The sequence below is a fragment of the Chitinophaga sp. G7 BAM 1005 genome (assembly GCF_057126945.1).
Window position 1 is genome coordinate 2,498,333 of record NZ_CP181478.1, and the last position, 13,689, is coordinate 2,512,021.

At 50.0% G+C, this 13,689-nt stretch carries 11 protein-coding genes; 4 read left to right on the forward strand and 7 right to left on the reverse strand.

Annotated features, from left to right (window positions below; translation table 11 throughout):
- Positions 1 to 81 precede the first annotated feature (81 nt).
- The gene (locus ACMXI2_RS10045; RefSeq protein ID WP_483781464.1) at positions 82 to 408 is read left to right on the forward strand and encodes a NirD/YgiW/YdeI family stress tolerance protein; all 327 of its coding nucleotides are present in this window, start codon (positions 82 to 84) and stop codon (positions 406 to 408) included.
- Between the two features lie 9 nt (positions 409 to 417).
- Here the strand turns inward: ACMXI2_RS10045 and ACMXI2_RS10050 are convergent, their stop codons facing one another.
- Positions 418 to 1,377 (reverse strand): sulfite exporter TauE/SafE family protein, encoded by a 960-nt coding sequence (locus ACMXI2_RS10050; RefSeq protein WP_483781465.1) that lies wholly within the window; start codon positions 1,375 to 1,377, stop codon positions 418 to 420.
- 209 nt (positions 1,378 to 1,586) lie between these two features.
- Here ACMXI2_RS10050 and ACMXI2_RS10055 point away from each other — a divergent pair, with 209 nt between their 5' ends.
- Positions 1,587 to 2,876, forward strand: coding sequence for a hemolysin family protein (locus tag ACMXI2_RS10055; RefSeq protein WP_483781466.1), 1,290 nt, complete (start codon positions 1,587 to 1,589; stop codon positions 2,874 to 2,876).
- A 10-nt stretch (positions 2,877 to 2,886) separates the two neighbouring features.
- Positions 2,887 to 3,750: a pirin family protein gene (locus ACMXI2_RS10060; RefSeq protein ID WP_483781467.1), complete on the forward strand. Its 864-nt coding sequence runs from the start codon at positions 2,887 to 2,889 to the stop codon at positions 3,748 to 3,750.
- 30 nt (positions 3,751 to 3,780) lie between these two features.
- On the opposite strand, the gene ACMXI2_RS10065 is transcribed toward ACMXI2_RS10060, so the two are convergent.
- Complete coding sequence (locus tag ACMXI2_RS10065) at positions 3,781 to 4,023, reverse strand: hypothetical protein (RefSeq protein WP_483781468.1); 243 nt, start codon at positions 4,021 to 4,023, stop codon at positions 3,781 to 3,783.
- A 264-nt stretch (positions 4,024 to 4,287) separates the two neighbouring features.
- On the opposite strand from ACMXI2_RS10065, the gene ACMXI2_RS10070 reads away from it, so the two are divergent.
- On the forward strand, positions 4,288 to 4,467 hold the full coding sequence (locus ACMXI2_RS10070; protein ID WP_483781469.1) for a hypothetical protein: 180 nt from the start codon (positions 4,288 to 4,290) through the stop codon (positions 4,465 to 4,467).
- A 65-nt stretch (positions 4,468 to 4,532) separates the two neighbouring features.
- On the opposite strand, the gene ACMXI2_RS10075 is transcribed toward ACMXI2_RS10070, so the two are convergent.
- The 5 genes from ACMXI2_RS10075 to ACMXI2_RS10095 all read right to left on the reverse strand — a co-directional run bounded on the left by ACMXI2_RS10075 (position 4,533) and on the right by ACMXI2_RS10095 (position 13,680).
- Positions 4,533 to 6,122: a beta-N-acetylhexosaminidase gene (locus ACMXI2_RS10075; RefSeq protein ID WP_483781470.1), complete on the reverse strand. Its 1,590-nt coding sequence runs from the start codon at positions 6,120 to 6,122 to the stop codon at positions 4,533 to 4,535.
- Between the two features lie 75 nt (positions 6,123 to 6,197).
- Entirely contained in the window at positions 6,198 to 8,828 is a 2,631-nt protein-coding gene (locus tag ACMXI2_RS10080) for a DUF4132 domain-containing protein (protein ID WP_483781471.1), read from the reverse strand.
- 21 nt (positions 8,829 to 8,849) lie between these two features.
- On the reverse strand, positions 8,850 to 9,989 hold the full coding sequence (locus ACMXI2_RS10085) for a VWA domain-containing protein (protein WP_483781472.1): 1,140 nt from the start codon (positions 9,987 to 9,989) through the stop codon (positions 8,850 to 8,852).
- Entirely contained in the window at positions 9,979 to 12,336 is a 2,358-nt protein-coding gene (locus ACMXI2_RS10090) for a DUF5682 family protein (protein WP_483781473.1), read from the reverse strand. Before ACMXI2_RS10090 ends, ACMXI2_RS10085 begins: the two co-directional genes overlap by 11 nt.
- Positions 12,337 to 12,600: 264 nt before the next feature.
- Positions 12,601 to 13,680 carry an ATP-binding protein gene (locus ACMXI2_RS10095; protein ID WP_483781474.1) on the reverse strand — a complete coding sequence of 360 codons (1,080 nt, stop codon included), beginning with the start codon at positions 13,678 to 13,680 and terminating at the stop codon, positions 12,601 to 12,603.
- Positions 13,681 to 13,689: the final 9 nt, after the last annotated feature.

The window sequence follows — 13,689 nt, forward strand, 5'->3', positions numbered from 1 at the left end:
ACAAGATAACCAAATGTATCTGTTCGGTGAACAATCTGTCATGATTATTGTTTATGGTGTTAGCAAACCAATATATTTATCATGAAAAGCTGGATGCTATGTTTGTTGCTTCCCCTGTTCGCTCTCCAGGAAAGGACTTACACCATTGGAGAGGTGATGCGCAACGCCCGGCAACTGCACAACGACAGCATCACTGTTAGGGTGACCGGCTACGTGACTAAAAAGCTCCGTGGTAATAACTATCTTTTTGAAGACCGGACCGCTGAAATCCAGGTGGATATAGACCCTAAGTTCCTTCCGCAGCGGCCTTTCAGTGATCGGGAGGTGATCACCATTAAAGCTTTGGTGGAATATGAAATCAACAAGCCTATTACATTAAAGGTAAACCAGCGGGTGAGCAATGATTAACGGCCACGACTATATGATTTTGAGCACAAACATGCAGATGCTCCTCATACTTGCCAGGATCACAATTACCGCCACTGCCACCATAATAGTTTTAGCAGAAATTTTATTGGATACTTTTGCCGCAATGGGAGAAGCGATGGCGCTGCCTATCACGAGGCCGAGTACGGCATCCCAGTGTACATGATACAACACGGTTACAAAAGTGAGGGAGCTGAGCATGGCGATAAAAAAGCGGGTAGCCTTTACTGTGCCCAGCGAAAAACGGGGATGTCTGCCGCCGGCAATCAGGGAAGATAATACGATAGAACCCCAGCCCCCGCCGCCGATGGCGTCTATAAATCCACCGCCGAAGCCCAGCAGACCTATTCTTTTTATTTTTTTAGCCACGTGTTTTTTACGCTGCGCGTTAATAGCTCTCATCAGGATCACCGAGCCGAGGATCAGGGTGTAAAGCGATACTACCGGCTTGGTGTATTGTGCGTAATGTTCCAGCGAGGACAACAGGTAAGCGCCTATCACGGCTCCGGCAATACCCGGTAATATCAGCAGTTTAAACAGTGTTTTATTGACATTTCCCATCCGCATATGCATCCAGCCGGCAATGCCGCAGCTGAGGATTTCGGAAATATGTACCGCCGTACTCGCTGACGCAGGTGGAATACCCATCGACAGTGAAAAGGTAGTAGAAGTAATGCCATAAGACATACCAATGGCGCCGTCGATCATAGCGAAAATAAACCCGGCTACCAGGAAATAGTAAAAAGTAGGAGGTACGTCTTCCATATAGGTACGGAAATCGGGCGATTGCCACCACGCCACACCCAGGATAACACCTAGTATGAGGATGCCTGCTATGCCATAAATCCAGCGCTGTTTTCTATAGTTGACGCTTTCCTGCGGCGTTGCAGCATTTGATTCATCTGTGCTCGTAGCTGCGGGTGCAGCAAGGGTAGTAAGTTCTTTCTCCATTTTTTATTAATGTGCAGCCTTAATTCTCCACAAAATACATAAACTCTATGAAATTAGTAGACTGATTGGAAAAAATTGCATAGAAGAAAGGTCAGGTCAGTGATATATCTCCCTAAATTTTAATTTATAAAGGGTAATTCCTCAAAATACCCGAACGTATAAAAATTGATTTACCTATATTTGAGGTTGCGAACCAATTTAACAACTACATGCTTTGGCAACTCTTCTGGACAATTATATTAGTATTATTAAACGGATTCTTTGTTGCGGCAGAATTTGCCATTGTTAAAGTACGTTCTTCTCAAATCAACAGTAAAGGCAGCGTAGCAGGCAAAAGAGCCACTGCAGCAGCCAAAAGCATCCTGAATAACCTGGATGGATACCTGGCGGCTACGCAGCTGGGGATTACGCTGGCTTCACTGGGGCTTGGCTGGGTAGGTGAATCCGTAATGACGGCCATCGTACTGCGGCTGATGGAAAGCCTGGGCGTTACCATTTCACTGGCTGCTACTCATGTAATCGCCGTGGCTATTGCTTTTACCATTATTACCATCCTGCATATCGTTTTTGGTGAACTGGCCCCTAAATCAATGGCTATCCGCAAACCGCTGCCCACCACAATGGTGGTAGCCATCCCGTTGCGGGTGCTGTTTGTGATCTTCCGTCCTTTTATATGGCTGCTCAACGGCTTAGCCAACAGTATCCTTCGTCTTATTGGTATTAAACCTGCCGGGGAGTCGGAAATCCATTCGGAAGAGGAACTGAAGCTGATCATTTCTGAAAGCCAGGAAGGCGGCGCCATCGAGGAAACCGAACGGGAACTGATCCAGAACGTATTTATGTTTGACGACAGCCGCGTAAAAGAAATCCTTACCCACCGTAAAGATATTTCCTCCCTCGATATCAATCTGCCCCTGGATCAGCTGATAGACCAGGTAATCAGGGATGGATATTCCCGGTACCCCGTGTCCAGCGGTTCGCTCGACGAACTGAAAGGCGTGGTATATACCAAAGATGTGGTAAAGGGAATGCACGAAAAAACACTCCATAATATAAAGGATATCATGAAGCCGGTATTTTATGTACCGGACAGCATGAAAATAAAAGACCTGCTGCGCACCTTCCAGGGACAACGCCTGCAAATGGCCGTGGTCACCAACGAATTCGGCGATACCGAAGGGATTGTTACAATGGAAGATATCCTGGAAGAACTGGTAGGGGATATCCAGGATGAACATGATCATGAAGCGCCGATTGTAGAGCAGAAAGATGATAATTTTATTGTGGATGCGCATGAATACCTCGCGGACATCAATGAATTATTACCCTACCCACTGCCGGAGAGTGAACATTATGAAACCCTTTCCGGTTTAATAAACTATATCCACGGAAACATTCCGCGGGAAGGAGAAGTGATCATCATTGAAAATTATGAAGTACTGATCCTGAAAATGTTCCGCAGTTCCGTGGAAAAAGCCCGGTTAAAACTGATCCGATAAAATATTTTTTATGGAGAAGAAGATCCTCCACGTCCTCGAAGGACGCGAAAAACATATTACCGACACGGAAGTAGTGCGGCAATCACTGCCCACTATGCAATTCCGTTTTGCCAGCCCGTTTATTGTGGTGCATCACGTGCCGGCAAAGTATTTTGCGCCCGGATCGCCGGAAGACCGGCTGCATCCGCATCCTCACCGCGGGTTTGCGCCGGTTACCTTTATGTTGCAGGGCCAGGGATATCACCGCGATAATGCCGGTAATGCCATGACCGTTTCTGCCGGCGATGTACAATGGATGTTTGCCGGGAAAGGAATCCTGCACAGTGAAGGCCCGTCGGAAGAATTTCTGAAGAAAGGGGGCAACTACGAATTATTGCAGCTCTGGTTTAATGTGCCCGCCGCGCATAAAGCAGAAGACCCCTGGTACCAGTATATCAAAGGAACGGAAATGCCCGCAGTAGCTGTAAAGGAAGGTGTGCACCTCACCCTTGTGGGTGGCGACTATGAGGGTAAAACCGGGCCACTAAAGAATTTCACACCTATCACCGCTATCTGGGGAAATGTGGAAGCCGGGAAAGAAGTAACGCTTACGGCTACACGTGGATACTGGACGCTGCTATATGTAGTGGATGGAAAAATAGACGTGAACGGAACAACAGTAGCGGGTTATCATCTTGTAGTGTTTGATAAGGACGATGAGCAACCGGACATTCACATTACCGCGTCCGAAAATACCCGGCTGTTATACCTTTGTGCGGAACCCATCAATGAACCGGTAGCCGCGAAAGATAATTTTGTAATGAATACTGCCGAAGAAACGGAGCAGGCTATACAGGATTATAAGAACGGTTTATTTGGTACACTTGAACATTAAAAAAAGGAGGGGAATTCCCCTCCGCTAAAATCATCTGAATAAAGTATCTCTTTTCTGTGGCCAGGAAGTATCTCCTTTCTTATCTTTTTTCTTCTTGTGTTTCATGATGGTATCCATTGGCTTAGGTGGAAAGGTGTCCTGTGCAAATACTTCAATCTGGTCAACCTGAGTTGGCTTTACCGGAGCTGCCTGTGCCTTGTCCGGGTTACCCCTGAAGAAAACAAAGAGGGTAAGAACGCCAATAAGTCCGATGGTAGCTGGTAGGTTTTTCATAAAAATAAAATTTATGTTCAGGAAGATAATAAGCAGATATCATGCGCCCTTTCCTGCGGCAGAGCACTTTTGGATATAAGCCACTGATCCTATTCCAGTTATCTTGTAGCTGCTTTATTCCCTCCCCGTTTTTACTGTGGATATTGTCCGTCAAAAAGTGGAATGACAGACACGCTATCTCTTACCGGTTGCCTACAGATGGCCGGAAGGAGTGAGGCACTGCTTTTGTGGCGTCTAAGGTATTGTTCACCAAAATTTTGTCTTATGAAAGGCACCAGAAATGAAAATACCAAACAAAGTAAACAACAGCGTTTTTCCAATATGCCGCGACCTGAAATCAGGGATGATCTTGACAGCAGGAAGAACGAAGAACAGGACGATAAAGGCGACGATACTACGCATAACAGCAAGGACACCAAAGCCAACAAGCAAAAAAAACATTGATGACAGGTAGTTCCGGCAAAATAACCGCCATTGCAGCCAAACAGTTGCTGCAATAGCGGTTATAATTATTTGTTGTATTGAATACCTTCTTTATCCCAACGGGTATAGAAGTATTGCAGTGCATCGGAGAACTGTGTGAAGTTTTTGTTGGCAGGAACGGTCCAGCCATCTTCTGCATAAGCCGCCAGGCGGGGGAACACCTGGTGGTTCATTGTTTTTACATCCGGAATCCATTCGCCCCACATCTGGCAGCCACTGCCCAGTATTTTGGCGTGGAACTTTGGATCCAGCCCTTCAGGGATGGGGTCAAAGCTGTAAGCTTTTTCCAGCGATATTTCCTTGTAGTCGTAATCGAGGTAGGTCATGGCGTGATAGGAATTGATCACGTCATATCCTTTGGACACCGCATCTGTGATGAGTTTCAGCTCTCCCTTCCAGAACTGCACGATGGTACCGGCCGCGAGTTTCTCGGTGGCGGAAACATCTTTGCTATCGGTGAATTCATGAAGTTTGCTGCCCATGATCTCGTTCCAGCCGACCATGCGCCGTTTTTTCCCTGCGAGGTAGTTGGAGATGTTGTTGGTGAAAGCAATCTGCAGATCGGCGGGAGAACCCAGTTTATGCGCTTTCATATAGGCGTTTACCCCGGCGTCTGCTTTCCACTGATCGTATTTTACTTCGTCGCCGCCAATATGGATCACTTTCGATGGAAACAGCGCAATCACTTCCTGCAACACATCTTCCAGGAAAGTGATCACTTTAGGATCGGATACGTTGAAAACATCGTAGTGCACGCCGAATTTGCCCGGAACTTTGATAGGCGTATGGGTGGTACCCAGCCAGGGATACGCGGCAATAGCGGCGCTGGAGTGTCCAGGCATTTCTATTTCAGGTACGATGGTAATGTGCCTGTCGGCCGCGTATTTAATAATGTCTTTAATCTGTTCCTGTGTATAAAACCCTTCGTGGGGTTTGCCATCATATACTTTGCTGTTCCAGGTACCTGTTTGGGTAGAATCGCGTTTGCTGCCCACACTGATGAGCAGGGGATACTTTTTTATTTCTATGCGCCAGCCCTGGTCGTCGGTCAGGTGCCAGTGGAATACGTTCATTTTCAGCAGCGCCATTTCATCGAGCAGGCGCTTTACGGTTTCGCCGCCTTTGAAGTAACGGCCTTCATCCAGCATGAATGCCCTCCAGCCGAAGCGGGGCTTGTCTTTGATGGATACGGCATTAATCGTGTATGCGTTGCCGTTGACCGTAATGAGCTGGCGTAAAGATTGAATACCATAAAACACGCCGGTAGCAGTTGCTGCCGTGATGGTAATGTTATCCGGTGTTACCTGTAGCTGGTAACCTTCTTTTCCTAATTCCTTTTCCAGTTTTTCATTCAGGGAGAAGCGGATATAATTGTTTTTAGCGGTGGGTTTCAGGGCGAGAGAGAGACCATATGTTTCCTGTAATGCCTGTTGCAGCTGGTTGGCTTCGCCGGCGCACTTGCCTGGAATGATGGCAGTGGCGCCGGACAAAGAGAAAGTGCCGGGTAATGTTTTTGCTTCCGACGGCTGAGGAATAATGTTGATCGCCTGCAGAGGCATGGTACTTACCAACAGCAGCAGCCAGGTAAATGCCAGTGTGGAGCGTAGTTTTAGCATACGTAGATTTTTATTGTTCACTTGGTTAGGGTGAAAAAATACAATAAAATCCCGTGATTTAAAAGAACCTCCCTGTTAACCTTCCTGTTCCATATAACCGCTTGGCAAACCGTTTTCCATAGAGGCGTCGCCGTAATCGTATTCCTCCGCTGCGTAACCCTGCGATAGGGTTACCGGTCTTTCCAATTGAGGAAACACCGGTTCAACAGGCAGTTCATTGAATTTATCTTTCCATTGCTGCAGGGTAGCTGCATCCAGGTGAACGGGATGCAATATCCTTACGTGCGTATTTTCAGGAAGGGTAAGAACGGCGCCTGTAAGTGTTTTCGGCGTTATGTTTTCATCGCAGTAAAAGGTCGTGATCAGTTGATCGGCTTCATCAAATAATGCCCAGGCCAGTCGCATTGCAAAAGCAGACATCACAGGGTTTTGCCGGAATACCCCCTGCCATTTTGCAGTGCTCCATTTTCTTTGTTCTTCCAGGAAAAGTTCCAGTCGCTGTGTTTGTACCCTGATGGTGCCGGCCATTTCTTTTGGCAGCGCTTTGAATGCATTCCTGATGTCCCTGGGAGTGGCTACCGGGATAGCTTTTAAGCGACGGCCTCTATCGTTGAGATAAGCCGGTTTAAAGTTGCTATCGAGGAATGCACGATATGTTTCATTCTTTACTTCAAAAGATCTGTATAATCCGTCGAATCCAAAATCCGGCACCAGTGAGTCGATCAGTTCATGCAGCGTCAGGCCTCTTTCTGTAGCGGTTAGTTCCAGCGCCCTGAGGGCTGCGGCGCCAACCACTGCTTTACGGAAGCGGTACCTGCGAGAGAAGAATTCCACTTCACGGAGGGCTTTATTGCTGCCATGCAGGGCGAGTGCGCCCACGCCGTGTTCCGCCATTTTGAGGCGCTTGGTAGTGATCCAGAGCTGTATATCTTCCCGGAGAGTATCTGCCAGCAGGTCGTCTCCCAGCAGGGCGGTGAGGGTCATGAGATATTTTAGCTTCAGATCGCCGCCCTGGTCGGCGTATGCTTTATAGAGTGCGCGGGCAAAATCGCCGCTGCGGGATCTGTCGATCAAACGCAGCAGGGGTTTGGCTTCCACGTCGGCGTGTACTTCTGTAACCCTCGACATGCGGTAAATGAGGAAGCGCATCATGTCGGTGGTCATTACGGTACCATCCAGCAGGTAGAGTGGTGGCAGGGCTTTGTCGTCCAGCCATTTCTCCGCTGGTTTGGAGAGTTTGTGTCTTTTCTTTGCAAACATCACCAGTTTGGTAACGAGTACCAGGTCGTCGGTATCTGTGAGGGTATGCCCTCCCAGTGTTTCGAGCATCAGGTCGCGGGCATCGTCGTTTACTTCTTTATGGAGCGCCAGTTGGAGCAGTTCGCGGGCATGCGGGTTGTCGAGTTTCGACAGGATCTGTACGGCAGTTAAGCGTTGATCCGCTTTTTTATGCCCCAGCAATTCTGCTGCTCTTTCCAGCGCCTGCGGGTGTTCCGCCAGTATAACGGCAACGAGTGTACGAACGGACTTCAGTTTATGCAATGTGTATGGCCAGAGCTGATCTATATATAGTGCTTTGTTCAGTTGGGAAAGCACCGGCAGTACTGTTCTTGCGTCGTAATCATTTTCCAGTGCGTGCAGCAGCATCGGCGTAGCCTGTTCCTGTAGTTCGTCTGCCAGTACCTGGAAGGCTTCCGGGTGGAGGGAACGTTTTTGGGAGAGCAGGTTACCGAGATAAGGAACGGCTGCGGGGCGGTCGAGGTGCAGTATGCCGCGCACTGCCAGCACGCCGGGGGGCATGTTGTTGGGCGGTACATTCCCTGTTACCTTTGAGTATCCCGATTCTGGTGTGCAGGTGTTTGCCACCGGTTTGTCGAGGAAATCGTAGGCTGCTTTCAGCAGCCGTTGGTTATATTTTTCCGGGAGATGACCGGCGAGCAGATAATAACCACTGAGCGCGGCTGCATAATCGGGTACTGCGGCCAGCTGCGTGGTTGTTTTTTCGATCAGCGGTTCATACTTGCCCAGGTTGTTTTGCAATAATACACGTGACACGGCTTGTTGATCCGGGAGGTATTCCGGCAGCAGGAGAATGTTTTCCAGGTATTCCATTTCCCGGTCCGGGTGTCCTTTGGTGAGGAGCCGGAAGAAGAGGGAGTTCCATCCTTTTTTACGCCAGGTGTTTACGTAGGCGTCTATCACGTGTGGTTCCGCACTTTTGATCAGGTCCTGCAGGAATTTACGGAGGGGCGTGAATTTCAGCGGCGCCAGGTCGAAGTTGTTACCGTCCCTGGAATAGCTGATCATGAGGGAGCCGATTTCTTCCGGTGTGCAACCCCGTTGCTGGAGGTAGTTGGTAAAGTAGCTGAACCGCAGTACGATGGAGGAAGAAGTTCCGGGCATATCCATCATGGGAATGATGGTGGTCAGGAAGGTTTCTTTGCATTCGTTCCAGGTAAGCGGAGGTGAAATCAGCTTCAGGATGAGCCGGTCGTTGTCGTCCCAATGATCAGGAATTTGCAGCAGGGAGATAAAATGTCCCATTTGCCGGGCGGTTTCAGCGGTGGGAAATACCGGTGGTGTTTCATAGGTATGCCCTGTAAGGAAATCTACCCCGGACTGTATAGTGCCTGCGATGTTTTCATAGTCATTCAGTTGTTTCAGTTTTTCAACAAGAGGTAGTATAGTTTCCTTTTTGTATGGCATAAGGGTATAGATAGATTCAGTTTATTTTTTCAGCACAATATCTTCTTTTGCGGCCCATTGTGCAACATCCTGTTTGCTCAATGCGCAGGCCATCATCTCCGGAAATTTGTCCGGGGAGCATGCAAATACGGGTATCCCGAGGTTAGCCAGGAATTGGGCATTCTCGTGATCGTAGCTGGGGGCGCCTTCATCGTTCAGCGCCAGCAGGACGATTACCTGTACACCTGCTGCTGCAAGTTCGGTAAAGCGTTTCCGCATATTTTTTTCATCTCCTCCTTCAAAGAGATCGGTGATCAATACAAGCACGGTGTCTGCCGGTTTGGTGATAATCTGCGCGCAGTATTTCAGTGCGGCATGGATATCTGTACCGCCGCCCAGTTGTACGCCGAACAGCAGTTCCACCGGGTCCTGCAATTCTTCTGTAAGGTCTGCCACGGCGGTATCAAAAACCACCATTTGTGTTTTTAGTGCCGGGATAGAAGCCATTACGGCCCCAAATATACCAGAATAAACGACAGACGTACCCATTGAACCACTTTGATCGAGGCATAATACCACTTCTTTCAGCGCCGACCGTTTGCGGCCGTACCCGATCAGTGTTTCAGGGATGATGGTTTTATAGTCCGGTTGGTAGTGTTGCAGATTTTTCTGAATGGTGAGGGGCCAGTTCACCTCGTTATGCCGTGGGCGCCGGTTGCGGGCACTACGGTTTAAGCTGCCGGTGATGGCCTGTTGGGTAGGTTGTGCCAGTTTCCGCATCAGTTCATCCACTACTTTTTTCACCACCTGCCGGGCGGTGTCTTTGGTTTTTTCCGGGATAACCTTGCTCAGTGTCATGAGGGTGGCCACCATGTGTACATCGGGTTCTATGTTTTCCAGCATTTCTTTTTCAAAGAGCATCTGGGTAAGGTTCAGGCGTTTGAGGGCGTCCTGTTGCATTACCTGTACCACAGAGGCGGGAAAATAGCTCCTGATATCGCCCAGCCAGCGGCTTACATTTGGGGAGGATGGTCCTAATCCTCCCTGCCTGGTGCTGTCGTACAGGGCTTCCAGCGTTTTGTCCAACTGCAGGTCCGTTTTATTTAACGGGAAGGAGGTACCATCATTCTGGGCTCCTCCCAGCACAAGCCGCCACCTGCGAACCTGTTCTTCATGCTCCATCCGGTAATAGTTTAGCGTCTTTAAATCCCAGCAATTGCATCACTACCGGGATGCCACGGGCGCCCCGCTCAAGGTCGATATCCCCTGTGGTAGCTGCTTTTATGCTGGTTCCATTTCCGCCGTGTTTCACTTTGTCGCCCAGTTTTTTTCGTTCCGGGGCAGTAAAGTTAGAAAAGGTGCGGCGTAATAACGGCAATACCTGTATGAAAATATCATTTTCCAGTTGGGAAACCCAATTGTGCACCATGCTCCACAGCTCTTCATCCAGTAGCAGGAGGGTACCGCTGCCCCTGAGGAAGCCTTCCAGCCAGGCTGCTGCCAGCGCAGGCGGATTGGCTACGGACATGGATATACTGAAAGCTTTTACCAGTGTTTCCCCTGTCATTATTTTGGCATCGAAGAGGAGGCGGGCCGCGTAGCCGGCTATCATGGGGGCCGACTGCGGGTTGCCGGAGATGACCAGCAATGTTTCCTGCCAGGCCGTGGTGAGGTCATTATCCTGTACCAGGTTAATGGCGTCGTTCATGGCAAAGAAGAGGTCCAGCAGCGGGAGTGCGGCATCATCGGCTACTGCCGTGCAGGCAGCGGGTAAGCTGATGCAGATGCGGCCAATCATGCTTTCGGTGATGTTATTGACCAGCGCCGCATCTGTTTTGCGTACGTTGCCATACCGGCTGATATTAACCAGTGAGGGAATTACTTCCATCAGCTGGAGTACATCGCCGGAAGCGGCGGCGAGGTTGTTGATCCGGTGGATCAGCACTTCCACTATCGCGGGAAGTTCCGCAGGGATGGCTGATTCCAGCATTTTACATACCTGTTGCAGGGTGCCGGTATTATTGGCGGTGTTGGTTACAAAGCTGGTGGCGGCTTCTGCTACTGTATTTCCCCAGCTGCCCTTTTCAATGATGTCAATAGAAAAGGCGGGGTCCCATTGCAGGCGCCATTGCTCTTTAAAAGTGCCTTTGCCGGATACTTCAAACCTTTTCCCCCAGTGTATTTCCAGCAGTTGCAGGCGGTGGAGGAAGATGCTTCTTTCCAGGTCCGTGTCTTTCCGGAGGTCGAGGGTATAGTCTTTGAAGTCGGCCGTTTGGGGCAGTCTCAGTTTTTTCTGCCACCGGGTGATATCGGTTTGCAGCGGGGGCGCTGGTACTTCTGTGGGTACTTTCCCGATCCGGTTGCGTACAATCAGTTCATTGCGGATCAGTTGCATGAGGATGCTTTCGCCGTTGCAGAGTACACTGAGGGTGGCTTCGTTGAGTTCTTCCAGTCCGGGCCGCGGATAATGGCGGAGGGCCGCCAGCGCATTGGCCAGGCGCACGGCTTCCATTACGTGCGCCACGGAGGTATCCTGTTGCTGCTCCCTGAAGAGCTTTGCCACGAGTGCCATCCAGCGGGTACCATCATCAGCAGGGTGTTCCCAGATGTGTTCGTACCATCCCGGTGAGGGGATGCCGGCGCCATAGCCGCTTTCATAACTAAGGCGGCTATACGTCCACGGGATCCAGGTGCATTCCACTTTTGTTTTGGGGAGTCCTTTCAGGAGGTCGTTATCGTCTTTTTGTTTGGGCATGGTTTGCAGCGCCGGTGCGTGCCAGGCGCCGCATATTACTGCTATGCGCTGGAACATTTCCTTTTCCGCCTGGCGGATGCATTTCCGCATCCAGGCTTCGCGGAGGGCTTCTTTTTTGTCGTACCGCCGAGGGAGTTCTTCCCGGAGCGCCTGCATGGCATCATGTACGGCTTCAAATACCTGTTCCTGCCCGAGGCGGTATTCAAACATATGCTCCCACCACCGTTCGCCGTCGTCGTAGCCCGCGGCATGGGCCAGGTGGGCGACAGGGTCCTGCGGTGATGGCGGAAGGAATTCCATGTCCAGTTCTCCGGCAGTGAATTCCTCCGTGGAATTGTAGGCTGAATTTAGTTCCGCGGGAGGAGTGTCCTCTTCCGGGGTTATGCCTGGGGCTTCATCTTTTTGCGTACCGTCTTTTTGTGTCCCGGCCGCTCTTTTTGCGGCGGCTTCATTTTCCATTCCGAATACGTGGGCCAGCGGGAGGTCCATAAAGCGGGCATGGATGCGATGGTTTTTGGCATACAACATTGCCTGCCATTCCGGTGAGAATGCAGCAAAGGGGTAGAAGCAGGCTTTCTGCGGACTATCCGGCTGGTAAGCCAGGATAGCTACCGGCGGCTGGAGGTCGTCATGACCGGCCCATTGCAGCAGGGTATCTGCTTCCGGCGGTCCTTCGATCAGCACAATATCCGGTTGCAGCTCTTCCAGAAAAGCTTTTACATTCCTGGCGGAGCCAGGGCCGTGATGCCGGATACCTAATATATGTACAGACATACGTCGATCGTTATTAATAAATGAGTGGGATGCCGGCGGTTTGGCATCTCCCGGAAAATATACTGAAAGTAATTTCCAAACAACTGTTATGTAATGAATACATTATGATTTAGTTATGAAATTTATCTTAAAGTAAAACATGAAGTTCTGAAGCGGGCTTTCTTAGTTGTTAAAGGCGCTTCAACCATGCCTTAAAGGTGGACTTGATACGCTTTAACTACGCTTCAACCACGCTTTAAAGGTGGACTTGATCCTTATATATCGTCACGCCAGGTCGCGGCAGGCACGGTACACATCTTTCCACTCCTCGCGTGTTTTCACTACCGTTTCCAGGTATTCCTGCCAAACCAGTTTATCCTGAACGGGGTCTTTCACCACGGCGCCGATGATGCCTGCGGCGAGATCGGCAGCATTGAGGGTGCCATCGCCAAACCAGGCGGCGAGGGTGAGACCATTATTAACCACAGAAATGGCTTCAGCAGTGCTGAGGGTACCGTCGGGCGACTTCAGCTTGGTTTTGCCATCGAGGGTAACGCCGTTGCGAAGTTCGCGGAAGATGGTAACGATGCGGCGGATTTCTTCAATCGCAGGTTTTTCTGCCGGCAGCTCCATTGTTTTTTCAAAGCTTTCCACTCTTCTTCTTACGATATCAATTTCCTCTTCCATAGAATCCGGAACAGGCAGGATAACGGTATTGAAGCGGCGTTTCAGCGCACTGGATAATTCATTTACGCCTTTATCGCGGTTGTTGGCGGTGGCAATGATGTTGAATCCTTTGGTGGCCTGCACTTCTGTATTCAGCTCCGGAATGGGAAGCGTTTTTTCCGACAGGATGGTGATGAGGGTATCCTGCACATCGGCGCCGATGCGGGTGAGTTCTTCAATACGGGCAATTTTGCCTTCCTGCATGGCGCGCATCACCGGGGTTTCTACCAGGGCATTCCGGGTAGGGCCTTCTGCCAGCAGACGGGCGTAGTTCCAGCCATAACGTACGCTTTCTTCACTGGTGCCGGCGGTACCCTGTATGATGAGGGTGGAATCGCCGCTGATGGCGGCAGCCAGGTGTTCGCTCACCCAGCTTTTGGCGGTGCCGGGTAAGCCATACAGCAGCAGGGCCCTGTCGGTGGCGAGGGTAGCTACCGCGATTTCCATGAGGCGTTTGCTGCCAATATATTTAGGGGTGACTTCAAAGCCGTTCTTTAGTTTTCCGCCGATCAGGTAGGTGACTACCGATTGGGGCGGCAGTAACCAGTTTTGCGGACGCTTCCCCTCGTCGTCTTTTTTCAGTTCTTCCAGCTCCTGTGCATACAGCTGTTCGGCGTGGTAACGTAAAATGTCTGACATGGTATGTTG